This is a genomic window from Amycolatopsis sp. NPDC114484 (assembly GCF_055633755.1).
On record NZ_JBVKDQ010000016.1, the window covers coordinates 86,620 to 109,964 of the forward strand.

The window sequence follows — 23,345 nt, forward strand, 5'->3', positions numbered from 1 at the left end:
CGGATGACGTCGCGTGTTCTCGGCCTGGTCGGTTCCGGCGCTGGCGGGGTTGAAGATCTGCTGCCGAAGCTGATCCGGCCTGCGCAGGCAGCGGGGTGGACGGTCGCGGTGACGCTGACTCCGACGGCTGGGCGCTGGCTGGCTGAGTCGGGCGCGCTGGCGGAGATCGAGGAGGTCACGGGCTACCCGGTGCGGGTCGAGCCGCGGTCGCCTTCGGAGCGCAGTCCGCATCCTGCGCCGGACTGCTATCTGGTCGCGCCGGCCTCGGCGAACGTGGTTGCGAAGATGTCTCTCGGCATCGCGGACAATCAGGCGTTGACGCAGGTCAATGAGGCCATGGGTACGCACAACCTGCCGGTCGTGGTGTTCCCGCGCGTGAACGCGGCGCATGCGCGTCAGCCGTTCTGGGAGATGCACATCGAGAACCTGCGGCGCGTCGGCGTCGACCTGCTTTACGGTGACGACGTCTGGCCGCTGCACGAACCGCGCAGCGCTCCCGGTCGGGAACTGCCCTGGTCAGCGATGCTCGATGCCATTGAGAAGGCCGTTCCGGCCGGACGCTAGCCCCTGCTCGAATGCACCCGGACAGTTTGTCCGGGTGATCTGCCTTACCCGGGTGTCTCCTGATCCCAGCGCGCCAAATCGGGCGTGCGGAAGCCGAGACATCGGGAGAGCACATGGGCATTCACGTGGTGATTCAGCCCCTCGTCGGATACGGCGCTGCCGTCGTGTCGCCTTCCCCTGGGGTTCGCCAGCTGGTGGCCGGGGGCGATGAGACCGCGATCGTGATCCAGGTACCGGCTCGGATCGGCGGCCTGATGGACACCGCGCGGTTTGCGCGGAGCCTCGCTGTGGCCGCTGGCGAGTTCGGCGAGTGGTGCGAGACGCAGAACCGTACCCGCACCTACTCCTCTCCTCTCGGCGACCAGTGGCCGGAAGAGCGCGACTGAGCGCACAAAAACCAGAGAAGTAAAGGGAATTCAGCATGGCTATCGAAAAGGGACACCGGTTTGCGATCGACTTCGACGACGCGTTCCCGCAGGGGCTTGTGATGGTGGGCGAAGTGATTCCGGACAACGAGTATCAGTCGCGTGAGGATCGAGCGGCAGGCCGTCCGGTGCGGCAGCGCGTGGATGAGGTGACCGGTAAGCGGCAGTGGAAGGCGGCGGTGACGGACCCGGGCGAGACCCGGGCGAAGCGGGCCTCATTCGAGGTGACGTTCCTGGCCGACGTGCAACCGGTGCCGACGACCTCTGAGGCGTTGCCGGGGATGCGGCCGGTGGAGCTGGAGGGCCTGACGGCGGAGCCGCGTGTCGGCGGTCAGGGCGAGTTCAAGTACCAGACGTATGTGTTCCGGGCGACCGGCTTCAAGGCTGCTGCGGCGAAGCCGTCGCGGTCTGCGTCTGCAACTGGTGACAGCAAGGCGGCGTAGATGCGTGGGACGGATATGGCGAGCCCGCGAGCCCGCGGCCTGGGTGCAGCGTTGCGGGATGCCCGGATTGAGGCGCGGTTCGGGTTGCGGGAGCTGGGACGGCGGATCGGGGTGAACCCGGCGTTGCTGTCGAACTGGGAACTCGGGCAGCGGGTCCCGACCCCGGAAGAGGTGTCGAACGTGCTCGGTGCGCTCGGCGTGACCGGGGAGCGGAAAGCCTGGATCATGCTGCTGGCCCATGGCGTGACGGGGCCGAGTTGGTCGTCGGTGGGTTCGCAGGCTGACCCAGCGCACTACACGACGTTGATCGCGCACGAGCGGGTGGCGACGGCGGTGACGGTGTGGGCTCCGCTGTTGATCCCGGATCTGTTGCAGGTACCGGATTACGCGCGGCTTGTCTTTGGCCCGGACCTGCGGGACAAGCAGAAGCTGGACCAGGTCGTGGAAAGCCGGATGGACCGCAACCGGATTCTGTTCGGCGCGGGCGCGGTGAAGGCGGAGATGTTCATCGGGTCGGAGGCGCTGCGGAACCATTTCGGGGATGCCGAGGTGATGCTGAGGCAGACGCGGTTCCTCAAGGACTTGGTCGGGCTGTCGCGGACGATGACGATCCGGCTGGCCCCGAGTCAGGCGGTGACGGAGGAGGCGTTCAGCCGGTACGCGCTGAAGGACACCTCGGATGTCGTGTACTGCCCGCATCGCGCAATGGGCGTGTTCCTGGTCGGGAAGGAAGCGGCCTCGTATGAGGTGACGATCGAGCGGCTGAGGGTGGCGGCGTTGTCTCCGGCGGAATCGCTGGCGCGGCTGTCGGTCGTGGTCGACCAGCTCCTGAAAGAGGTGAAGGCACAGCGGCGGGCGACTGACGCCGGGCTGAACCGGTTGTTGACCGGCGAGGAACCGACCGACGACGAATCGAACACCGACTAGCCCGGAAACCTAAGCGAGTACTGAAAAAGCGCACGGCGACGTGTGCTGTGTTCAACGCGCTCATTTGCGCTTGGAATTGTTCCGTATAAACGCAGAACCGGCCTCTGGCTGCCAACCTTCACCGGTTCTGCGCTGTCCACTGGGAAGTGAACAATGACGAACATAACCGGTTCTGGACGGCGTGCGTCAACGGGGGTCACCCGGATGCGTTGCGCCGCATGCAAGAAGTTCGCTCGGCTCGTTCCGGGTGAGAAGAAATGTGCTTCCTGTCAAGGAATGCTGCCGCTTGACCTCACCGCGGCTTCAGGCGGTGAGCGGCGATGAACGCGGCGGCGGTGCTGATCGGCGGCGCTGGCCTGGCGGTGCTGGTGTGGGTCCTGGCCAAACTCGGCCGCGCGTTCGCGGCTATCGCGGAAACCCTGGCCGCGCTGGCGTTCCTCGGCCTGGCCTTGTGGGGTCTCGTGCGTGTGGGTGGCTGGATTGTTCGGCAACTGGCCACGCACTGGCGGACTTGCGTAGCTGTGCTCGCTCTGGGCGCGTGGTGGCGCTGGCTCGGCTGGCCTTCGCTCGCGATTGCGGCGGGTTCTGTCGGCCTGGTGGCGCTCGTGTGGCGGCAGGGCTGGCTGGTGGGATTCGAGCGCTGGTGCGGGCGCTGGGTGCGGGCGTGGTGGCTGCGCTGGGCCGTGTACGGGCGCAAGCTCCCGGGCTGGTTGCACGCTTGCGGGTTGACCGTGCGGGATGAAGCGATCCCGGTGGACGTGACCGTGAACCTGGTGTCTCGCCGTCGCAAGCGCGAAGCGGTGGCCCAGTCCCGGCGTGACGCGGGCGTGGCCTTCCCTCGCGTGCTGCGGGTTCGTTCCGGTCCGTCGTGGGATGAGGTGCGGGTGCGGCTGGTGCCTGGCCAGACTCCGGAGGATTTCGGCGAGGCTGCCCGTGCATTGGCGACGGCTCGGCGGGTCACGCGGGTGCAGGTGCGGGAGATCTCGCCGGACGTCGTCTCGGTGGACTTCATGCGCCGGGACCTGCTCGCTTCGGCGGTGTCCTGTCTGCCGCTGCCGGACGTGGCCGAGGCGTCGGCGGTGGATCTGCGGCGGGTGTTCGCCGGTTCCACCGAGTACGGCACGGCCTGGCGGCTGCCCCTGCTCGGCGGCGGCGCGCACACCCTCGTGGCTGGTGCGTCGGGTGCGGGGAAGAACTCGGTGATGTGGTCGCCGCTGGTGTCGGCTGCTCCGGCGATCCGCTCGGGGTTGGTGCGGGTGTCCGGTGTGGACCCGAAGGGCATGGAACTCGCTTACGGGCGCGGGATCTTCTGCCGCTATGCGGTCTCGGGCAAAGAGGTATTGGAAGTGCTGGAGGCGCTGCGGGACGAACTGGAACGGCGCAAGCGGGCGTTCGCGGGGCAGACGCGGGAAGTGCCGCTGTCGCAGGAGTTTCCGTTGGAGCTGCTGGAGTTCGATGAGCTGGCGGCGTTGACCCGTTACACCGATCGCAAGACCCGTGATGCGATCACCGAACACGTGTCGGTGCTTAACACCCAGGGACGCGCTGCGCTGATCTCGGTGCGTGGCTACGTGCAGGACCCGACGAAGGAAACCGTGCCGGTGCGGGAGTTGTTCACCCGCCGGGTGTGCTTGCGGGTGACGTCGAAGTCTCAGGTGTCGATGGTGCTCGGCGACGGCGCGTACGAACGCGGGGCGTGGGCCAACCGCATCCCCGAGAGCACTCCGGGCGTCGGCTACGTGTGGGGCGAGGGCATCCGCGAACCGCTGCGTATTCGCGCGGGATGGGTTTCGGACGCGACGGTGAAGGCGCTGGAGGACTACGTCACCAACGGCGGGGCGCAGGTGCTCGACCTTGCTCACAGCGCGGAGAGGGGGACGGCATGAACCGGCTGATGGTCTTTCTCGACGCGATCCGGGATCACCTCGACTCGCACGCGTTGCCTCCGGCTTGTTCGGTCGAGGTCACCACTTGGGCCGCACCGGTCACCGTGGCTCTGGACACCGACACCGTGCCCGGCGTCGTGGCGGGACTGGCCACTTGGGCGGCGACGCTCGATGGGGCGCGGGTGAGTCTGTGGCGCACGCCGGACGGTGCGCGAGTTCAACTGGAGCTGACTGGGCGGACACCGTGCGGAATCCCGGTCCGGGTTTACGGGGGAGTGCCGTTCGATCCGAGCACCTTTCCCGACCTGCCTCCGGAGACGGATCAAGACCTGCCGGTCTGGCTGTTGCGGGAGTGGGCGCGTGCCGGGGAGGCGGCGGCATGACGACCTCTGGACAGGAAACCGCTGGTCAAGCGCTGCCGGCCGGGGCACGTCGGGAACGAATCCGCGGTGCCCTTGCTGCGGATGTGGTCAAGGCGGCGGCGGAGCAGTACGGGGTGTGTGTGCGGCCGTTCACGATGGAGGTCGCCGATACCGAGACCGGTGAGCTGCGCTACGTCCCGGTGCCGTGTGGCTCGACGGTGGAATCGGTGTGCCTCCCGTGTGCCCGCAAGGCCAAGGCCCTGCGGCAGGCCCAGTGCCGGGAAGGTTGGCACCTGACCGAAGAGCCCGTGATTACCCGCGCGGAGCCGAGCGAGACGCAACGGGAGCTGCTGACCTACCGGGCGGACTTGGCCGCGCACTATCGGGAGGCGGTCGCGGCGGGAAACGAGGCTGAAGCGGAGGAACTGCGCGCGGAAGTGTCCAGTGTGGACGCAGAGTTGCGTGAGTCGGGCGTGACCGGCCGTCTGCCCGCCCTCGACGCACCCGCCAAGAAGGGGGTGAAGCGCTCGACTCGGCGGCGGCAGGACGCGCCGAACCTGCCTCGGAAGAAGGTCGCGAAAACCACTGTGGGACGGGAGTTCGCTGGCCGGTTTCGGCCGTCGATGTTCGTCACCCTCACCTGCGATACCTACGGCCGCGTGCGTCCGGATGGTTCCCCGGTCGATCCCGTCAGCTATGACTACAGGCGGGCGGCTCGGGACGCGGTGCACTTCGCGGCTCTGGTGGATCGGTGGTGGCAGAACCTGCGTCGGGTGGTCGGGTTCGACGTGCAGTACTTCGCGACCGTCGAACCCCAGCGTCGGGCTGCGCCTCACCTCCATACGGCGCTGCGGGGTGCGATCTCGCACGAGGTCATCCGGCTTGTGACGGAAGCGACCTACCACCAGGTGTGGTGGCCCAGCCACGACGTGATGATCTACGGCGACGACCGCAAACCGTTGTGGGACCCGGACGTTCGTTCCTTTGTGGACCCGGAAACCCGAGAGCCGCTGACCGGGTGGGATGACGCGGTGTCCGAAGTGGAGGAACCGGCGCACGTCGTGCGGTTCGGGGAACAGGTGCACTCGAAGGGAATCCTCGGCGGCACCGAGGAAGCTGGGCGGCATATCGGCTACCTGACGAAGTACCTCACCAAGTCCACGGGTGAAGTGGTCGACGCGGAGACTGCGGCGCAGCGTGATCACCACGACCGGTTGCACGCTGAGCTGGCGGTGACTCCGTGTTCGCCGCGCTGCCCGGTGTGGCTTCTTTACGGGGTCAATCCCAAGGGAGCCAATGCGAAAACCACCCCGGGGCATTGCCGGGGTCGTGCGCATCGGCGGACCACGCTCGGGCTGCCCGGCCGTCGGGTGCTGGTGTCGCGCAAGTGGTCCGGCAAGACCGTGGCCGACCACAAGGCAGATCGGGTCGGGTTCGTGCTCTCCGCTCTGGCGGCGGTCGGGATCGAGAAACCACGCCCTAATCCGGACAAGATGGCGTGGCGCAAGGTCGAGCCTGGCGACCCGCACTGCCCGCCCCGGGATCAGCTCGTGATGCGTGCCATCGCCGAACGCCGCGCCTGGAAGGCCGAGTACGAAGCGGCCCGGCTCGCCGCGTCCGGATCGCCACCTGAGCCGCCGGAAACTTCGGCAACTCCGGCGTTGGCGGCCTGACCTGGGAAGGGGGAGACATGAACAACAACCCGCGTGTGCGGCTGGTCAGTGTGGAGGGCTTGTGGAGCCCCGAAGATCTCTCCGCCTACCTCGACATTCCCGAGGACACGCTCAAGGACTGGCGTTACAAGAACTACGGCCCGCCGTGGCGGCGAATGGGCAAGCACGTCCGCTATCACCCCGACGCGGTTCGGGAATGGCTGGACGGTCCCGAAACCATGCCTGCCGCGTGAGGGACGAGGGGGAGCGAATCTGATGGCACACATCGAAGATCGCTGGTTTCGCGACAAGGTCGATCCCGAAACCGGGGAAGTCGTGCTCAACGACAAGAAAAAGCCGGTTCAAGAGCGCACCGCGGACTATGGGAAAGGCATGCGGTACAAGGTGCGCTGGGTCAAGCCGGACAAGTCGGAGGCGTCCCGGTCCTTCCCGGACAAGAAGCTGGGCGCGGCGAAGGAATTCAAGACCAAGATCGAGAACGAGCTTTACGCGGGGGTGTACCGGGATTCGAGCGCGGGCAGGGAGAAGTTCCGGACCTATGCCGCGCAAGTTCTGAAGAGCCGTCCGCTTGGCGAATCGTCGTTGAACACCATGACGTCGCAACTGGACAAGTACGTGTTTCCGTTCTTCGGGGAGCGGAGTCTCGACATGTGCGAGAGTTCTGATCTTGCCCGGAAGTGGCTGGCGTGGCTCAACGACGATGAGCGGAAGCTGTCGGGCACCTACCAGCGTCAGGTGTTCGACCTCGTGCTGTCCATTTGGGACGCTGCGGTGGTCGACGAGAAGATGCGATCCAACCCGCTCAAGAAGGCGACGATCCCTCGGCCGAAGGCGACGACCAAGGAGGTGCAGGTCTGGCCGGAGAAGCGGGTGCACGCCCTGGAGGAAGCCGTCGAGGACCGGTTCAAGCCAGCGGTCTTCATCGGCGCGGGCCTCGGGCTGCGGCCGGGTGAGGTGCTGGCGTTCAGCCCGGACAACATCGACCGGAAGAAGATGATCTACCGGTGCACCCGCCAGTTGGTCATGGTCAAGGGCGTGCAGAAGTTCAAGCTTCCGAAGGGACGGTAGGTGCGGGAGATCCCGCTCGGTTACGGCCTTCTGGAGAAGATCGACGCCTACATCGAGAAGTATCCGCCCGTCGCGGTCACGCTGCCGTGGGGCGAGCGGGACGGGCAGGCGTTCGAGACGGTCAATCTGCTCATGACCAAGCCGAGCGGTGTGCCGTACAAGAACCAGTCGTTTCACATGGGTGTGTGGCTGCCCGCGTTCGTCGCGGCCGGGCTGGCCTATGTCAATGACCGGGACGGCACGCACGCGCTCCGGCACCTGTTCGCCTCGCTGATGCTGTCACGTGGCGTGAGCATCAAAGAACTCTCCGCTTATCTCGGGCACTCCAGCGAGGCGTTCACGCTCCGTGTCTATACCCACCTCATGGAGACGAGTTACGAGCGGGCGCGGGCGGCGATCGACAGCGTGTTCCGCCCGTCGGCCGAACTCGCGTCGGCGGCTTGAGTTGTGCGGCTGACGTCCTGGTGACGTCCTGGACCCCACTTTCGACCCCTATCTAGTCATAAATCCCCAGGTCAACCGGTACAGCATGCCTTCTTCTGGTAAATGTGCTACTTGTCACAGTGCACCGCGCGAGGCAGAGTCGTACTTGGCGACGTTGATCGTCACCCGAACTGCCGGCCCCACCATCAGGGAGGCTTCCGATGTCCACCACAGAGATCGCCGAACTCCGGCGCACCATCGGCCAGTTGCGGCAGTGCGTGGGCGCATTGCGATCGCGCTACGGCGACGCGTCCGCGGTGCGCCGGCTGGCCAATGACGTCGAGCGGCTCGACATCGACACCGCGGATCTGGACGGGCATCCGCCCGCTGTGCCCGCGCAGGCGAAACCCGTCGAACGCGTGCCTGTCCCGGATACTCCCTACGATCCGGCGCTGTGGAGCGGCGCTGACGACGAAGGCGTCGGTGGCTACAAGCGCGACCAGCGGTGAGCGCCCCCGCTGACAACGACGTCAGCCGCGCCCGCACCGGCGTTCGAGCGCCGGGGCGGGCGCGGCTCGCCGCCCGGACACTGCGCACCGACCGGTGGTGGCTGTCGCCCCTGCTCACTGTGCTGGGGCTGGCCACCTTCGTCGTCTACGCGACTGTCCGGGCATTCGTGCGCACCGCCTACTGGGTGCCCGAATACCACTATCTGACGCCGTTCTACTCGCCCTGCGTGTCCACCTCGTGCGTCCCGGGATCGAGCCATTTCGGGCACTGGTTCGGCGAAATGCCGTCCTGGCTGCCGCTCGGCGTGCTCGTGCTTCCGTTCCTGCTCGGGTTCCGGTTGACCTGCTACTACTACCGCAAGGCCTACTACCGCTCGGTGTGGTTCTCCCCGCCTGCCTGCGCGGTCGCCGAACCGCACGCGCGCTACACCGGCGAGACGCGGCTGCCGTTGATCGTGCAGAACGTGCACCGGTATTTCTTCTACGTCGCGTGCGTCGTCTCGCTCGTCAACACCTACGACGCCATCGTCGCCTTCCAAAGCCCCACCGGGTTCGGCTTCGGGCTCGGCAACGTGATTCTCGTGCTGAACGTCGTGCTGCTGTGGGCGTACACGCTCTCCTGCCACTCGTGCCGGCACGTCACCGGCGGGCGGCTCAAGCATTTCTCGAAACATCCCGTCCGCTACTGGATCTGGACGCAGGTCACGAAGCTCAACACCCGGCACATGGCCCTCGCGTGGACGACGCTCGGCACGCTCGTGCTGACCGACTTCTACGTGATGCTCGTGTCGAGCGGCGCGATCCCGGACCTGCGATTCGTGGGCTGAACCCCGGAAATCCAGCAGCGCAAGGCAGTTCTCCCCAGCTCGTGAGGTGGCTTATTCCATGACCGAGGTCGAACGGCACAGCTACGACGTGGTGGTGATCGGTGCCGGCGGCGCCGGTCTGCGCGCGGTGATCGAAGCGCGCGAACGCGGGTTCAGCGTCGCGGTGGTGTGCAAATCCCTGTTCGGCAAAGCGCACACCGTGATGGCCGAGGGCGGCTGCGCGGCGTCGATGGGCAACGCGAACTCGAACGACAACTGGCAGGTGCACTTCCGCGACACCATGCGCGGCGGGAAATTCCTCAACAACTGGCGGATGGCCGAGCTGCACGCGCGGGAAGCGCCGGACCGCGTGTGGGAGCTGGAGACGTACGGGGCGCTCTTCGACCGCACCGCGGACGGGCGAATCAGCCAGCGCAACTTCGGCGGGCACACCTATCCGCGGCTCGCGCACGTCGGCGACCGCACCGGGCTCGAGCTGATCCGCACGATGCAGCAGAAGATCGTTTCGCTGCAGCAGGAAGACTTCAAGAAGTACGGCGACTACGAGGCCCGGATCAAGGTCTTCGCCGAATGCACCGTCACCGAGCTGCTGCTGGACAATGGCGCGGTCGCTGGTGCGTTCGGTTATTGGCGTGAGAGCGGGCGGTTCGTGCTGTTCGAGGCGCCCGCCGTGGTGCTCGCGACGGGCGGCATCGGCAAGTCGTTCAAAGTGACGTCGAATTCGTGGGAGTACACCGGCGACGGGCACGCGCTGGCCCTGCGCGCCGGCGCGAAGCTGATCAACATGGAGTTCGTGCAGTTCCATCCGACGGGGATGGTCTGGCCGCCGAGCGTGAAGGGCATCCTCGTCACCGAGGGCGTGCGCGGCGACGGCGGCGTGCTCAAGAACTCCGAGGACAAGCGGTTCATGTTCGAGTACGTGCCCGAGGTGTTCAAGGGCCAGTACGCGGACAGCGAGGGCGAGGCCGACCGCTGGTACGCCGACCAGGAGAACAACCGCCGCACACCGGACCTGCTGCCCCGCGACGAGGTGGCGCGGGCGATCAACTCCGAGGTCAAGGAGGGGCGCGGATCCCCGCACGGCGGAGTGTTCCTCGACATCGCGAGCCGGCTGCCCGCCGAGGAGATCCAGCGGCGGCTGCCGTCGATGTACCACCAGTTCAAGGAACTCGCCGACGTCGACATCACCAAGGAGGCCATGGAGGTCGGCCCCACCTGCCACTACGTGATGGGCGGCGTGGAGGTCGACCCGGACACCGGCGCGGCGAGCGTGCCCGGGCTGTTCGCGGCGGGCGAGTGCTCCGGCGGCATGCACGGGTCGAACCGGCTCGGCGGCAACTCGCTGTCGGACCTGCTCGTGTTCGGCAGGCGAGCCGGACTGGGCGCGGCGTCCTATGTGGACGGACTCAAGGATCGGCCCGCGGTGTCGCAGTCCGATGTGGACGCCGCGGCCGCGATGGCCCTCGAACCGTTCAACCCGCCCGCTGAGGGCACACCGGAGAATCCGTACACGCTGCACACCGAGTTGCAGCAGTCGATGAACGACCTGGTCGGCATCATCCGCAAGGCCGGGGAAATCCGGCAGGCGCTGGAAAAACTCGCGAATATCCGCCAGCGCGTGCGGCAGGTGGCGGTGGAGGGCCACCGGCAGTTCAACCCCGGCTGGCACCTCGCGCTCGACCTGCGGAACATGCTGCTGGTGAGCGAATGCGTCGCCCGCGCGGCGCTGACCCGCACGGAAAGCCGCGGCGGCCACACCCGCGACGACTATCCGTCGATGGACGCGGACTGGCGGCACCGGTTGCTCGTCTGCTCCGCGCGGCCGGGCGACAACCCGCTCGTGCCGGACGTCGACGTGGCCGTGAAGGAACAGGTCCCGATGCGGCCGGACTTGCTGGAACTGTTCGAACTCGACGAACTCGGCAAGTACTTCACCGACGGCGAGCTGGAGACCCACCCCGGGAGGACCGCGTGAGCTACCAGGCGAAGTTCCGCGTGTGGCGAGGCGACGCGACCGGCGGCGACCTGCAGGACTTCACCGTGGAGGTGAACGAGGGCGAGGTCGTGCTCGACATCATCCACAGGCTGCAGGCCACCCAGGCCGCCGACCTCGCCGTGCGCTGGAACTGCAAGGCAGGCAAATGCGGTTCCTGCTCGGCGGAGATCAACGGCAGGCCGCGGCTGCTGTGCATGACGCGCATGTCGACGTTCACCGAGGCCGAGGTCGTGACGGTCACGCCGATGCGCACCTTCCCGGTGATCCGCGACCTCGTCACCGACGTGTCGTTCAACTACACGAAGGCTCGCGAGATCCCGTCGTTCACCCCACCGGAGGGGCTGAAGCCCGGCGAGTACCGGATGCAGCAGGTGGACGTCGAGCGCTCGCAGGAATTCCGCAAGTGCATCGAGTGCTACCTGTGCCAGAACACCTGTCACGTCGTCCGCGACCACGAGGAGAACAAGGAGAGCTTCGCCGGGCCGCGGTACCTCATGCGGATCGCCGAGCTGGAGATGCATCCGCTGGACGTCGCCGACCGCCGCGACGCCGCCCAGGACGAGCACGGGCTCGGGTTCTGCAACATCACCAAATGCTGCACCGAGGTGTGCCCGGAAGGCATCCACATCACCGACAACGCGCTGATCCCGATGAAGGAACGCGTCGCCGACCGCAAGTACGACCCGATTGTCTGGCTGGGAGACAAGCTGTTCCGCCGTAACCGGTGACGTCTGCCCGGGCGGGGTAGGCCGTTAGACGACGGGGGCGTACTCGACCGAAGCTTATGTCGCCCCGGATCGAGTGCGCGACCGTTCGTGAGCCCGGCCTCGCCGCCGTGGTCGAAGAGGCCACACTGGATCGGCGGCAAGCCGGTGCCGGATGGTGTTGTACTGCTTGACGGGGTCAGTAGCGACTGCCGAAGGACCCGAGTGACCTCGTACTCCTGCTGATGCCGCTTCGGCTTCGCCGCGGCCGTGCTGCTCGGGCTCGTGAGGGACCGCAGAACGCGGCTGCGAGGGAGCTTGGGCTGGCCGATCTGCCGACGACCGTGTTCGCCAGGACCCTGACGGACTCGCCTCCGACGTCGGAATACCTGGGCAGTTCGCCCGCGTGCTCCGCTGCTTCGGCCAGCTCCCGTTCGTTGCCGGTCAGGGCGAGCGATGAGAACCGACGATCCGACGAGTTCGGCTGCCTGGCGGTTTAACCCTGTTTTCTCCAGGCGGTCGTTTTCCTTGCATAGGCAGGCCCGTGGGGCGCGTCGAACCGGCCGTGACGAGCCTGCACTTCCGCGGCGGTGGTTGCCCGGACAGCTCACTCGATACGGTGGGGGACCTGCCCGCGTGCACGGCGTTCCCTCTGGACCTGAGCAAGACGATTACCGCCGGGAGCACGGAATCAGGGCGGACGCCGACCGGTTCTTCGCCCGCGAGCGCCTGGCGCACGCCGGGGTGATGCACTTCGCGGGCCTGGACCCGCGCCGGTTTGCTCAGTTCGGCGGTGTTCGCCGATCTCGCCGGGTTCGAGCAGTTGCTTGCGGGGAGAGATGAACGAGATGCTTCTGGACGCCCGGCGCGTCCGGCCGTGCGGCTGAGCCGGAGGTGACCTCAACGTGGTGGCCAGCGGGTTGGGCGAGGCGGATCAGCCGCTGGATCGCACAGCTTTCTTCGTCTCCCGGCACATGAGGTCCTAACCGAGGTCCGTCAGCAGGCGGCGAAGGTCGTCGGCCGGGTTCCCGGTGACGGGATCGCGTGGCGAACTAGTTTACGAAATCAACACTGGATACTCGGAGAGAACGCGGATTGTGAATATGATATCCCCGCAATCGAGTAAATCGGCAGAATTTGCTCAAGTTGTGGCAGGGTTGGGATATCGGTTCTGCCAAAATGTCGGAATTAGACTTTTTGGGTGAAAACACTTGCCGTCAAATTGGCAGCCCCATAGCGTGGTTCACGATATGGGGTGACTTCAGGGAGGGTTCATCAATGGTTGATTCAAGGCTGGCCAGACGTCTGCGCAGAGCTGGAGCTGTGGCAATTGCGATGATGGCTGGCGTGTCCGTGGTCGGGAGTCCGGCTACCGCCGCAGTCGGCGGCGCTGACACCGTGACTGGCTACGAAAGTTGCAGTTATGGCCGAGTCTGCCTGTTCTCGCTGGAAAACGGTGGTGGGGCCAAGTGGGAAGCGCCGCGTTGCAATTTCAATCTTCCGCCGGCTAACTGGGCTCGATCGGTTCGAACTTACGGCAACGGAGTCACTCTCTACGACTGGCCCGACAATGGGCCGAGTCGTTCCGAGTATGTGCCGCCGTGGACGTCGAAGAACTTGAATTTCTACGACGACGTCGACGAAATCGAGGTGCACTGCTAGTTGTGTGATGATCGGGCCGCCTGGTGTAAACACGTTCCAATCAGCACCGGCGTCCGAGCGTCGACCAAGTATTACGGCGGAAACGGAGACCTCCGTGTGAGCAGCGACGGCACCAGTCGTCACACACGGAGGTCTCCGTCATGACCAACCGAGAGGTGTGCGCCGGTTGGCGGCCTCGGCGGTCACTGCAGCTAACCGTCGGCTCCACCTGCGTCATTGCCGCAAAACCACTGCTCATCTTGCCACGCTCCAGCGCGTTTCCAGTCTTCGCTGGATCGGGGGCCGGAGACCAGGATGATAAACCCAAGTGTGATCCACTGCGGATCGACTAGCTGATGTCACTCCGCTCTGAGAGGTGCTGCCGGACCGTCTCGGCTTCGGCGACCGAGAACCCGGCCGCGACGATGGTGTTCTTTAGCAGGGCGATCAGGGTGCTGATCGGTGGCGGCACAACCGAGCGCAGGGTCTGCGGCAGGAGCATCGTGCCGAGGATCCAGCCAGCGCACAGCCCGAGTGCGCGTTCCGTCTCAGCTTGCCCGACCGGGACGGTGTTGATGCCTGAGCGCACGACCTCGCAGCTGAAGGCCGAAGTGTGCAGCGTCAGCGAAACCACCGCGGCGGTGAAGAATTCGAGCTTGACGATCTCCCTGCGGATAGGCAAAGACGAATAACGCGAGCGGCGTGTCGTGGACCACCGTGACGTGGGCAGCACCCATGCCCCGGAACACCGTCACCGGCGAAACCCGCTGTATGGCCAGGAGAGTGCCGAGCACCAGGCTGTCGACCGCGGTCGGGGCGAGCAGTTCGATGGTGCTGAGAAAGAAGGGGTCGAACAGGTCCAGGTCGTCGAGCAGGACGTTCCTGGAGCCGTCCTCCTGCGGTGACCGACGGTTGTGGTGGAAGGCAGACGTGGTGCGGCCTGTACCCCGGAGGGGATCAACGGACGCGTGACAGGTCAGCAGTATTGGATGGCAGGCGGGGTCGCAGCGGTGCCGGACTTGCCTAGGGTGGCGTTGTAGATCTTCTCCCAGGTGCCGTCGTCTATCGCCTTATGGAGGATGTCCTCTATTGTCGCGCAGCGCTTTGACGTTCTTGTTCAGGCCGATGCCGTACGGCTCCTCGGAGACGGCTTACCAGCGACCTTGAGCGTGTCCGGTTCCTGCGCGGCGGAGCCCTTGGGGATCGCCTCGTCTGTGGTGACCGCGTCGATCTCCTGGGACAGCAGTTCTCCGCGGGCTGCGAGTACTTCTGGAACTCGACGATGCCACCGCTCGGCTCGGTGAGCTTCTTCTCTCGCACGTTCTGGACTAGGGTGGATCCGTTGACCGGGGCAGACCTCCTTGCCCTTCAACGTCTCCGGACAGTGATCGATTGTCGTCCTTGCGCACCAGCGGGTCCTGGCCCGTGCCGGAGTCGGCAGTCTTGAAGGTGATCTTCCCGGGAGTGATGCCAAGGCCCGCCGCGATCAGTTCCGCGATCTCGATGCCGAAGGCAGCGAAGCTCCGGCGGCTCGGCCTGGCCGTGCGGCGGCAGCGTCAAACTGACCAGGGCGTGGCCCGGTGCACAGGAGTGATCAAGGAAGCTACGAGGATGCTCGCGGGCTCAGGCCGCAGGACTCGCTTTGATGAAACCAACGTTAGCGGCGTCCGCCAGCGGCCCCGCATCACTCGATCGCGAAGAAGGCTCCCATTGCCAGGCAATAACTTCCCGAAAGTCGAAAGGACGGAACTATGATAACCGGCGCCCACGTAATCCTCTACAGCAAAGACGCGGCAGCAGACCGCGAATTCCTGCGGGACGTCCTGGAACTAGGGCACGTAGACGCGGGCGACGGCTGGCTCATTTTCCGTTTGCCCCCAACAGAACTAGCAGTACATCCAACCGAAGGAGCGCCACAGCAAGAGTTCTACCTGATGTGCGACAACCTCGACGAAACAGTCCGGCAGCTCACCGACAAGGGAGCCGAAGCGGCTGGTGAGGCGACCACCGCGGCATGGGGCACCCGGGTATCGATCCGCTTGCCCAGCGGCAGCGTCCTGCCGCTGTATCAACCACGCCATCCCACAGCGCACGGCTGACAACAAGAAAACCCCCAGCGCCGCAAGGAAAGCAGCGCCGGGGGTTTCAAGCGAAAGACGAACCGTCAGAAAGGCCCTCCGCGCATACCGCCGGTCGCCGCGGCGGTGAGCTCCGCAGCGTCCTTGGCACCCGTGTCGAGGTGCTTCTTGCTGCGGCGGTTGCGGCGTTCGAGGTACGTCGCGAGCGCGGTCAGCAGCAGGCACATCGCGATGTAGATCGCGGCGGCCACGAGAGTCGACGGGACGATCGGGCGGCCGAAGGCGCCCTGGCTGCCGATGTAGCGGGCGTAGTACAGCAGCTCCGGGTACGTCACGAGGAACCCGAGCGCGGTGTCCTTGAGCAGCACCACCAGCTGGCTGATGATCGTCGGCAGCATCGCGCGCAGAGCCTGCGGCAGCAGGACCGTGAACATCACCTGGGTCTTGCGCATGCCGAGCGCGTACGCGGCTTCGCTCTGGCCCTTCGGCAGGGACTGGATGCCCGCGCGGAAGACCTCCGCGAGCACCGAGCCGTTGTACAGCGTCAGGCCGAGCACGACCGCGAACAGCGGCGACGTGTCGACGCCGAGGGTCGGGAGGCCGTAGTAGAACAGGAACATCAGGATCAGCAGCGGGATCGCGCGGAAGAACTCCACGACGAACGTGCAGACCCCGCGCACCCACGCGTGGTCGGACAGCCGGCCGGCGGCGAACACCGCGCCGAACACGATGGCCAGCACCGCGCCCAGCGCGAAGGCCTTCACCGTCGCCAGTACGGCGGTCGCGAGGTCGCTCTGCACCTGGGAGTACTGCAGCCACTCCCACTTGCGGGCGGAGAACTGGCCGCTGTCGATGAAGCGGAAGACCACGAACGCGATCAGCGCCGCCACGACGATGATGCCGAGCACCGCGTAAAGCCGGTGCCGCACGCGCGCTTTCGGGCCCGGGGTGTCGAAAAGAACCGTGCTCATCGGGCCACGCTCCAGCGCTTCTCCAGGCTGCGCTGCACGAGCGACAGCACCGACACGAGGATGATGAAGCCGAGCGCCACCCACAGCAGCGCGACCATCTGGTTGTCGCCGCGTTCGGACACGTACTGCCGGATCGCGCCGGCCTCGGCGACCGAGAACCCGCTGGCGATCGTCGTGTTCTTCAGCAGCGCGATGAGCATGCTGACGAGCGGCGGCACCACTGACCGCAGCGCCTGCGGCAGGACGATGCCGCCGAGGATCTGCCCGGACGACAGGCCCAGCGCGCGGCCCGCCTCGGCCTGGCCGATCGGCACCGTGTTGATGCCCGAGCGCACGACCTCGCAGATGAACGCCGACGTGTAGATCGTCAGCGCGACCGCGGCGGTCGGGAAGTAGTCGATCTTGACGATGTCGAGCAGCGGGTAGGCGAACACGAGGAACGCGAACACCAGCGTCAGCGGCGTGTTGCGCAGAACGGTGACGTACGTCGTGCCGATCGCGCGCAGCACCGGGACCGGGCTCACCCGCAGCATCGCGAGGATCGTGCCCAGCACCAGGCTGCACGCTCCCGCGATCAGGAACAGTTCGATCGTGGTGAGAAAGAACGGACCGAAGAGGTCCAGATTGTCGAGCAGGACGTTCATGGAGCCTTCCCGCGTCCGTGTGCCGATAGTGGGTGTGCGGCGGCCGGTGGGCGAAAACCTCGCCCACCGGCCGCCGGGTCAGATCAGTACCGCACGATGGCCGGCGGCGTCGCGGGCGCGCCGGACTTGCCGAGGGTGGCGTCGTAGATCTTCTTCCAGGTGCCGTTGGTCTCGGCGGCCTGCAGCAGGTCGTCGATCTTGTCGCGCAGCACCTTGTCGTCCTTGTTCAGGCCGATGCCGTAGGGCTCCTTCGAGAACGGCTTGCCGACGACCTTGAAGCTGTCCGGGTCCTGCGCCGCGTAGCCCTTGAGGATCGCGTCGTCGGTGGTGACCGCGTCGACGTCCTTCGTGGACAGCTTCTCCACGCACTGCGAGTACTTCTGGAACTCGACGATCTGGTCGGTCAGCTTCTTCTCGCGCACGTTCTGGATCGGGGTCGACCCGGTGACCGAGCAGACCTTCTTGCCCTTCAGCGTCTCCGGGCCGGTGATCGAGGTGTCGTCCTTGCGGACCAGCAGGTCCTGCCCGGCCTGGAAGTACGGGCCGGCGAACGACACGAGCTTCTTGCGCTTGTCGCTGATGGTGTAGGTGCCGACGTAGAGGTCGACCTGGCCGTTGGAGATGGCCTGCTCGCGGGCGGCCGAGTCGACCGTCGTGTACTTGATCTTGTCCTCGCTGATGCCGAGGCCCGCCGCGACCATCCGGGCGATCTCGATGTCGAAGCCCTGGAACTTGCCGGTCTTCGGGTCCTTCTGGCCCAGCTCGGGCTGGTCGTCCTTGACGCCGATGGTGATCGTGCCCGCGGACTGGATCTTCTTGAACACCGCCGAGCCGTCGAGCTTGACGTCCTTCGCCACCTCGTAGGTCGGCAGCGCCGCGGCGTTGGTGTTGGCGTCCCCGCCGGAACCGGCCGGGGCGCCTTCCTTGCCGCAGGCGGTGAGCAGCAGCCCGCCGGCGAGCAGAGCGGCCGCGAGGGTGCGGATCCTCATGTCAGTGTCTCCAATATCTGTCCGGGAAAAATCTGTCCGGGAACGTCGGTACCGGTCGGGGTAGCGCCGAGGGACACGGCCGATTACAGCCACCTCGGCCGCGGGGCGCCGGGGGATTCCCCCGAACGGGTCAGTGGGTCAGGATCTTGCCGAGGAAGTCCTTGGCGCGGTCGGACTTCGGCTTGGTGAAGAACTCCGTCGGCGTCGTGTCCTCGACGATCTCGCCGTCGGCCATGAAGATGACGCGGTCGGCGGCGCGCCGGGCGAAGCCCATCTCGTGCGTGACCACGAGCATGGTCATGCCGTCCTTCGCCAGCCCGGTCATCACGTCCAGCACCTCCTGGACCATTTCCGGGTCCAGCGCCGAGGTCGGCTCGTCGAACAGCATCACCTTGGGCTTCATCGCGAGCGCGCGGGCGATCGCTACGCGCTGCTGCTGGCCGCCCGACAGCTGGGCCGGGTACTTGTCGGCCTGGTTCGCGATGCCGACGCGTTCGAGCAGTTCCATCGCGGTCTTGCGAGCCTGCGCCTGCGCGGTCTTGCGCACCTTCGTCGGCGCGAGCATGACGTTCTCGAGGATCGTCTTGTGCGCGAAGAGGTTGAACTGCTGGAAGACCATGCCGACGTCGGCGCGCAGCGCGGCGAGCGCCTTGCCCTCGGCGGGCAGCGGCACGCCGTCCACGGCGATCTCGCCGGAGTTGATCGGCTCGAGCCGGTTGATCGCGCGGCACAGGGTCGACTTGCCCGACCCGGAGGGCCCGAGCACGACGACGACCTGGCCGCGCGGCACCTCGAGGGTGATCTCGCGCAGCACGTGCAGCTCGCCGAAGTACTTGTTCACGGCGGCCGCCTTGATCATCGGCGTCGCCACCTCGGTGGTCATCGTGGCCTCCAGAGCTCCGTTGGTCGTCGGCGTCCGCGGAACCGGGGTTCCGCAACGCTTGCGGAAACCTACTACCGGGACATCTCTTGTAAAGACGGCTTGAGCAATACTTAGGGTTTCAACTACGTATCGGATGCGGCCGTCGTGGCGGCTTTCAGCCTAGTCGTGACTGTGGCGGCCGCCACGCACCGTGTCCGCGGGGCGTGGCGCCCTAAAGTCCGGCTACCGTGGTCGGGATCACCGGGGAGGCTGAAGCGTGCGCGTGCTGCTGGTGGAAGACGACGACCGGGTCGCGGGCGCGCTCGTCCCCGCGCTGGTCCGCCGCGGCCTCACCATGCAGCGGCTGCCGTCCGGGGCTGGGGTGCTCGACCGGGTCCACGACGTCGACGTGATCCTCCTCGACCTGGGCCTTCCCGACGTCGACGGCGTCGTGCTCTGCCGGCAGATCCGGGCGGTCAGCGACGTCGCGGTGATCGTCGTGTCCGCGCGCGGCGAGGTGAACGACCGGGTGCACGGCCTGCGCGCCGGCGCCGACGACTACCTGGTCAAGCCGTATGACGTGGAGGAACTGCTCGCGCGCGTCGAAGCGGTGCGCAGGCGGCGCGGCGAACGGACCGTGCCGACGGTGCCGGTGGTCGAGGTCGGCGACGTCCGGATCGACCTCTCCCGGCACGAGGTGCTGGTCGCCGGCGAGCCGATCGCCTTGTCCCGCAAGGAGTTCCAGGTGCTCGCGCTGGTCGCGGCGGCGGGCGGCGCGGTGTGCTCGCGCGAGCAGGTGCTGAACGAGGTGTGGGGACACCGCGGCGCGGCGGAGAGCCGTTCGCTGGACGTGCACGTCGCCACCCTGCGCACCAAACTCGGCCGGCCGGCGCTGATCGAGACGGTCCGCGGCGTCGGCTACCGGCTGGGCAGCGGGCGGGACTGACCGGTGCGCGTCCGGCTGCAGGGCATCGTCGTCACGCTCGTCGCGCTGCTCGTGTTCGGGCTCGGCATCCCGCTCGCGCTGAGCATCGCGAGCAGCCTCCAGCAGAAGCTCTTCCTCGACCGGCTGACCGACACCTCGCGGTTCGCCTCGCTCGCCCAGCGTCCGCTGCTCGACAACCAGCTCAGCCGGCTGGAACCCGAACTGCGCCGCTACACCGAGGTGTACGGCGTGAAAGTGGTCGTGGTGAACCAGGACGGCGACCCGGTGCTGAGCTCGCCCGGCGGCACCGACGCCCGGCGCGTCGACCGGGCCGCGATCCGGGTGCCGGTGAACGAGGCGCTCGCCGCCCGTCCGCCCGAAGCCGGGCCGCTGCTGATGCCGTGGACGGCCAAGCCGCTGGTGCTGGCCGAGCCGATCCTCATCGACGGCGAGGTGCGCGGCGCGGTGGTCACGGAGTCCGCGACCGATCACATCCGCACCCAGCTGCTGTGGCAGTGGTTGCTGCTGGCCGCGTGCGCGCTGGTCGCGTTCGGGCTCGCGCTGCTCGTCGCGCTGCCGGTGGTGCGCTGGACGCTGCGCCCGGTCCGGCGGCTGGACGAGGCGACGGGCGCGCTGGTCGCGTCCGTGGTCAGCGGCCGGGAGGCCGAGCCGGTGGGGGAGAGCGGAGGCCCGCCGGAGCTGCGGCAGCTGGGACGGTCCTTCGACCGGATGGCGGCGAGCGTGTCGGAAGCGCTGGCCGCGCAGCGCGCGTTCGTCGCCGATGCCTCGCATCAGCTGCGAAACCCGTTGACGGCGTTGAAGATCCGGCTGGGCAACCTCGACGGCCAGGTGACCGATGAGACCGCTGCCGCCGATCTCGAAGCGGCGCAGGTGGATGCCAAACGGCTGAACCAGATCCTCGACGAGCTGCTGTCGATGGCCCGCGCCGAAGCCGCGGGCGGGGACCTGGTTTCCGAGGACCTCGCCGAGGTGATCGCTGATCGCGTCGCCGACTGGTCGGTGGTCGGGGCGGCTCGCGAGGTCGCGCTGGAGAGCGCGGTGGAGGTCAACGGGGCGCGGGTGCTCGTGCCGCCGCGGGGGCTGGAGGTCGTGCTCGACGCTTTGCTGGACAACGCGCTGAAGTTCAGCCCTTCCGGTACTTCGGTGGAGGTGGCCGCGAGCGTTGCCGGGGACCGCGTGACGGTTTCGGTCCGCGACCACGGTCCCGGCCTGCGAGAGGACGAACTGGAGCGGGCGGTCGACCGGTTCTGGCGGAGCACGGCGCATCAGAACGTGCCGGGGTCGGGGCTGGGGCTGGCGATCGTCACGGAGATCGTGCGGCATTCCGGTGGTGAGATGCGGTTGTCGCTGCCCGACGGCGGCGGGTTGCGGATCTCGATGGACTTCCCGGTGGCGGGCTGATGGGCGTCGAGGTCTTCGGCCAGGTCTTGCCGTGCGACATCGGCTACGAGTGGACCGCCGAGGACCGCGACGATCTGGCCGCGGCCTCGTCACCATGGTGTCGATCTAGACCTTTTCCGCGCGGTAATACGCCAACGCCCCAGGATGCAACGGCAACGGCCCGGTTTCGATCCCCGGATGCACGTCGATCGACAGCGCCGCCCGGTTGACCGCCGCGAGCGCCGGGCGGGCGTCGTACAAGCCCTTCGTGAGCGCTTCCGCGACATCGGCGGACATCGAGGTGGGCACGACCAGGAAATTCGGCACCACCAGAGTCGTGACCGGGCCGGGCTGGTCGTACGTGCTGCCGGGGATGGTCGCGGTGCCGTACACCGGGCTGAACCGCTGCATCCCCGGCATCAGCGAGGACATGTCGAGCAGCCGCAGGCCGACCTTGCGGTTGTACTCGGTGATGAGCGGGGTCGGCAGCCCGCCGGACCAGAACATCGCGTCGATCTTGCGGTCGGCCAGCGCGGTGAGCGAATCCTCCAGGCTCAGCTGGGTGACCGTGCCCGAGCCGGTCAGCCCGGCGACCTGCAGCACCCGGTTGGCGATGTACTCGACGCCGGACTCCGGCGAGCCGATCGCGACGTGGCGGCCGCGCAGCATCGACACCGAGTTGCAGGGCGAGTCCTTGCGGACGACGATGTGCAGGTAGTCGTCGTGGATGCGGGCCAGAGCGGCGAGCTTGCCGGGGTGCGCGGCCGCCGCGTCCGCGGCCAGGTCCGCGGCGACGAACGCGACGTCCGCGCCCCCGGAAAGCACTCGGTTGAGGTTGTCGCGCGACCCCTGGGTGGCGAGCACCTCGGGCGTCTCGATGCCGAGTTCGCCCGCCCACGCCGACGCCAGCGGCCCGGCGAGGTCGTGGTAGACGCCGCCCGCCGACCCGGCCGCGACGCGCAGGTGCAGGTTCGCGAAGCTCGGCCCGCACCCGCTCAGCAGCACCGTGAGCACTGCCAGCGCCGCCGTCAGCCTCCATCGCATGGGGCGATGGTGCCAGAGGTCAGCCGGTGACGTCAGTCAGGCTCGTGCCCATCCGGATCTTGCTGAACCATTGCGTCGCCGTCTCGTCTGCCTGGTGGTAGACGCCCCACTTCAGATAATTGCGGTCCCCGTCGATCGTGGTGCCGGTGAAGGTGGTCGACCCGTCGGAGAACGTCTGCCGCTTGCCGTCGAACCAGAACTGGATCGTGCCCTTGGTGCGATCGGTCGAGATCCGGAAGGCGATGTCGTGCCACTGGTCGTTCGAGACCGGCGCTTCCCAGAGCGGGACGCTCGTGTGGTCGGTCGTCCAGTCCTCCAGCTGGAGCTTGCCGCCGGAGATCTTGAGGACGATCGGGTGGTTCGCGGTGCCGGTGCTCGGGCTGCATTTCAGCTGGAACACGTAGCGGCTGGTGGCGTCGGTGATGCGGTACTTCGACGACCAGCCGAGATAGAAGGTCTGGCCCGCGGCGAGGTCCGGGCCGACCGTCTCGCAGCGCTCCTCCTTGGCGAGCTGCTCGGCGACGAACACGTTGCCCTTCTCGGCGTCCGTCGCGGTCTTGAAGTGGCCGTCGGCGCACTGGACCGAGTTGAACGCCTTGGCTCCGTCGGCCGGGTCGGCGGACCAGGTGACCGAGCGGGGAGCCGGGGCCGCGGTGACCGGGGCGGCCGCCAGGGCCGCGACGGCGAGGGTGCTCGCGACAGCAGCCGCGGAGCAGGCGAAAACCTTGCGCACTTTTCCTCCAGAGCGGCGGCGGTCCGATTCGGAACAATGGCGGTGATCATATCTTCGGGAGTGCGCGGAAAACAATAGGAAAATTTCCGGCGGTATTGTTCTGCGGTGGCCGGTTCGGTGTATTTCCGTTCCCGGTCAACGGCACATTTCCCGATTACCGGAATGCCGCGTGAGCCGGATCGCGGGCACCGCCGCATAACGCCCGGCAGGCGGGTGCCGGGTCCGGCGCGGGCCACGGGGTTTAGGCTGG

24 protein-coding genes and 1 pseudogene are annotated in these 23,345 nt (G+C 67.1%); 18 read left to right on the forward strand and 7 right to left on the reverse strand.

The genetic code is table 11. The features are described from left to right. Positions 1 to 3: 3 nt before the first annotated feature. From ACZ7SW_RS32440 to ACZ7SW_RS32510, 15 genes are all read left to right on the forward strand, one after another. Complete coding sequence (locus ACZ7SW_RS32440) at positions 4 to 564, forward strand: flavoprotein (RefSeq protein WP_470234171.1); 561 nt, start codon at positions 4 to 6, stop codon at positions 562 to 564. 113 nt (positions 565 to 677) lie between these two features. Then, the gene (locus ACZ7SW_RS32445; RefSeq protein WP_240690748.1) at positions 678 to 950 is read left to right on the forward strand and encodes a hypothetical protein; all 273 of its coding nucleotides are present in this window, start codon (positions 678 to 680) and stop codon (positions 948 to 950) included. Positions 951 to 985: 35 nt separating this feature from the next. Next, on the forward strand, positions 986 to 1,432 hold the full coding sequence (locus ACZ7SW_RS32450) for a hypothetical protein (protein ID WP_470234172.1): 447 nt from the start codon (positions 986 to 988) through the stop codon (positions 1,430 to 1,432). After that, the gene (locus tag ACZ7SW_RS32455) at positions 1,433 to 2,359 is read left to right on the forward strand and encodes a helix-turn-helix domain-containing protein (RefSeq protein ID WP_470234173.1); all 927 of its coding nucleotides are present in this window, start codon (positions 1,433 to 1,435) and stop codon (positions 2,357 to 2,359) included. 320 nt (positions 2,360 to 2,679) lie between these two features. Continuing rightward, complete coding sequence (locus ACZ7SW_RS32460) at positions 2,680 to 4,245, forward strand: FtsK/SpoIIIE domain-containing protein (protein ID WP_470234174.1); 1,566 nt, start codon at positions 2,680 to 2,682, stop codon at positions 4,243 to 4,245. Beyond that, a complete protein-coding gene (locus ACZ7SW_RS32465; RefSeq protein ID WP_451991077.1) occupies positions 4,242 to 4,628 on the forward strand; it encodes a hypothetical protein in 387 nt (128 codons plus the stop codon). The genes ACZ7SW_RS32460 and ACZ7SW_RS32465 overlap by 4 nt, the downstream gene beginning before the upstream one ends. Further along, positions 4,625 to 6,280, forward strand: a complete 1,656-nt coding sequence (locus tag ACZ7SW_RS32470; protein WP_470234175.1) for a replication initiator — start codon at positions 4,625 to 4,627, stop codon at positions 6,278 to 6,280. Before ACZ7SW_RS32465 ends, ACZ7SW_RS32470 begins: the two co-directional genes overlap by 4 nt. 17 nt (positions 6,281 to 6,297) lie before the next feature. Further along, complete coding sequence (locus ACZ7SW_RS32475) at positions 6,298 to 6,513, forward strand: helix-turn-helix domain-containing protein (protein ID WP_470234176.1); 216 nt, start codon at positions 6,298 to 6,300, stop codon at positions 6,511 to 6,513. A gap of 22 nt (positions 6,514 to 6,535) precedes the next feature. After that, entirely contained in the window at positions 6,536 to 7,348 is an 813-nt protein-coding gene (locus ACZ7SW_RS32480; protein WP_470234177.1) for a hypothetical protein, read from the forward strand. Then, positions 7,349 to 7,792, forward strand: coding sequence for a tyrosine-type recombinase/integrase (locus ACZ7SW_RS32485; RefSeq protein ID WP_470234178.1), 444 nt, complete (start codon positions 7,349 to 7,351; stop codon positions 7,790 to 7,792). 200 nt (positions 7,793 to 7,992) lie between these two features. Further along, complete coding sequence (locus ACZ7SW_RS32490; protein ID WP_037809740.1) at positions 7,993 to 8,280, forward strand: hypothetical protein; 288 nt, start codon at positions 7,993 to 7,995, stop codon at positions 8,278 to 8,280. Further along, on the forward strand, positions 8,277 to 9,107 hold the full coding sequence (locus ACZ7SW_RS32495; protein WP_470234179.1) for a hypothetical protein: 831 nt from the start codon (positions 8,277 to 8,279) through the stop codon (positions 9,105 to 9,107). The genes ACZ7SW_RS32490 and ACZ7SW_RS32495 overlap by 4 nt, the downstream gene beginning before the upstream one ends. A gap of 58 nt (positions 9,108 to 9,165) precedes the next feature. Further along, the gene (locus ACZ7SW_RS32500) at positions 9,166 to 11,082 is read left to right on the forward strand and encodes a fumarate reductase/succinate dehydrogenase flavoprotein subunit (RefSeq protein WP_470234180.1); all 1,917 of its coding nucleotides are present in this window, start codon (positions 9,166 to 9,168) and stop codon (positions 11,080 to 11,082) included. Beyond that, positions 11,079 to 11,831, forward strand: a complete 753-nt coding sequence (locus ACZ7SW_RS32505) for a succinate dehydrogenase/fumarate reductase iron-sulfur subunit (protein ID WP_451991083.1) — start codon at positions 11,079 to 11,081, stop codon at positions 11,829 to 11,831. The genes ACZ7SW_RS32500 and ACZ7SW_RS32505 overlap by 4 nt, the downstream gene beginning before the upstream one ends. Positions 11,832 to 13,130: 1,299 nt before the next feature. Further along, positions 13,131 to 13,469, forward strand: coding sequence for a hypothetical protein (locus ACZ7SW_RS32510; protein ID WP_470234181.1), 339 nt, complete (start codon positions 13,131 to 13,133; stop codon positions 13,467 to 13,469). A 234-nt stretch (positions 13,470 to 13,703) separates the two neighbouring features. On the opposite strand, the pseudogene ACZ7SW_RS32515 reads toward ACZ7SW_RS32510, so the two are convergent. After that, positions 13,704 to 14,323 (reverse strand): annotated as a pseudogene (locus tag ACZ7SW_RS32515) (ABC transporter permease subunit). An 876-nt stretch (positions 14,324 to 15,199) separates the two neighbouring features. On the opposite strand from ACZ7SW_RS32515, the gene ACZ7SW_RS32520 reads away from it, so the two are divergent. Then, a complete protein-coding gene (locus ACZ7SW_RS32520) occupies positions 15,200 to 15,547 on the forward strand; it encodes a VOC family protein (protein ID WP_470234182.1) in 348 nt (115 codons plus the stop codon). A 65-nt stretch (positions 15,548 to 15,612) separates the two neighbouring features. Here the strand turns inward: ACZ7SW_RS32520 and ACZ7SW_RS32525 are convergent, their stop codons facing one another. The 4 genes from ACZ7SW_RS32525 to ACZ7SW_RS32540 form a co-directional block, all read right to left on the reverse strand. Then, positions 15,613 to 16,497, reverse strand: a complete 885-nt coding sequence (locus tag ACZ7SW_RS32525) for an amino acid ABC transporter permease (RefSeq protein ID WP_470234183.1) — start codon at positions 16,495 to 16,497, stop codon at positions 15,613 to 15,615. Next, positions 16,494 to 17,141, reverse strand: a complete 648-nt coding sequence (locus tag ACZ7SW_RS32530; protein ID WP_470234184.1) for an amino acid ABC transporter permease — start codon at positions 17,139 to 17,141, stop codon at positions 16,494 to 16,496. Before ACZ7SW_RS32530 ends, ACZ7SW_RS32525 begins: the two co-directional genes overlap by 4 nt. Before the next feature lie 83 nt (positions 17,142 to 17,224). Next, positions 17,225 to 18,130: a glutamate ABC transporter substrate-binding protein gene (locus ACZ7SW_RS32535; RefSeq protein ID WP_470234185.1), complete on the reverse strand. Its 906-nt coding sequence runs from the start codon at positions 18,128 to 18,130 to the stop codon at positions 17,225 to 17,227. A 130-nt stretch (positions 18,131 to 18,260) separates the two neighbouring features. Next, complete coding sequence (locus ACZ7SW_RS32540) at positions 18,261 to 18,989, reverse strand: amino acid ABC transporter ATP-binding protein (protein ID WP_470234324.1); 729 nt, start codon at positions 18,987 to 18,989, stop codon at positions 18,261 to 18,263. A 280-nt stretch (positions 18,990 to 19,269) separates the two neighbouring features. Between ACZ7SW_RS32540 and ACZ7SW_RS32545 the strand changes: the two genes are divergently transcribed. Beyond that, on the forward strand, positions 19,270 to 19,938 hold the full coding sequence (locus ACZ7SW_RS32545; protein ID WP_470234186.1) for a response regulator transcription factor: 669 nt from the start codon (positions 19,270 to 19,272) through the stop codon (positions 19,936 to 19,938). Positions 19,939 to 19,941: 3 nt separating this feature from the next. Next, complete coding sequence (locus ACZ7SW_RS32550) at positions 19,942 to 21,339, forward strand: sensor histidine kinase (protein WP_470234187.1); 1,398 nt, start codon at positions 19,942 to 19,944, stop codon at positions 21,337 to 21,339. A 105-nt stretch (positions 21,340 to 21,444) separates the two neighbouring features. Here the strand turns inward: ACZ7SW_RS32550 and ACZ7SW_RS32555 are convergent, their stop codons facing one another. Both ACZ7SW_RS32555 and ACZ7SW_RS32560 read right to left on the reverse strand, forming a co-directional pair. Next, on the reverse strand, positions 21,445 to 22,362 hold the full coding sequence (locus ACZ7SW_RS32555; RefSeq protein ID WP_470234188.1) for a TAXI family TRAP transporter solute-binding subunit: 918 nt from the start codon (positions 22,360 to 22,362) through the stop codon (positions 21,445 to 21,447). 19 nt (positions 22,363 to 22,381) lie between these two features. Continuing rightward, positions 22,382 to 23,095, reverse strand: coding sequence for a heparin lyase I family protein (locus tag ACZ7SW_RS32560; RefSeq protein ID WP_470234189.1), 714 nt, complete (start codon positions 23,093 to 23,095; stop codon positions 22,382 to 22,384). Positions 23,096 to 23,345 lie beyond the last annotated feature (250 nt).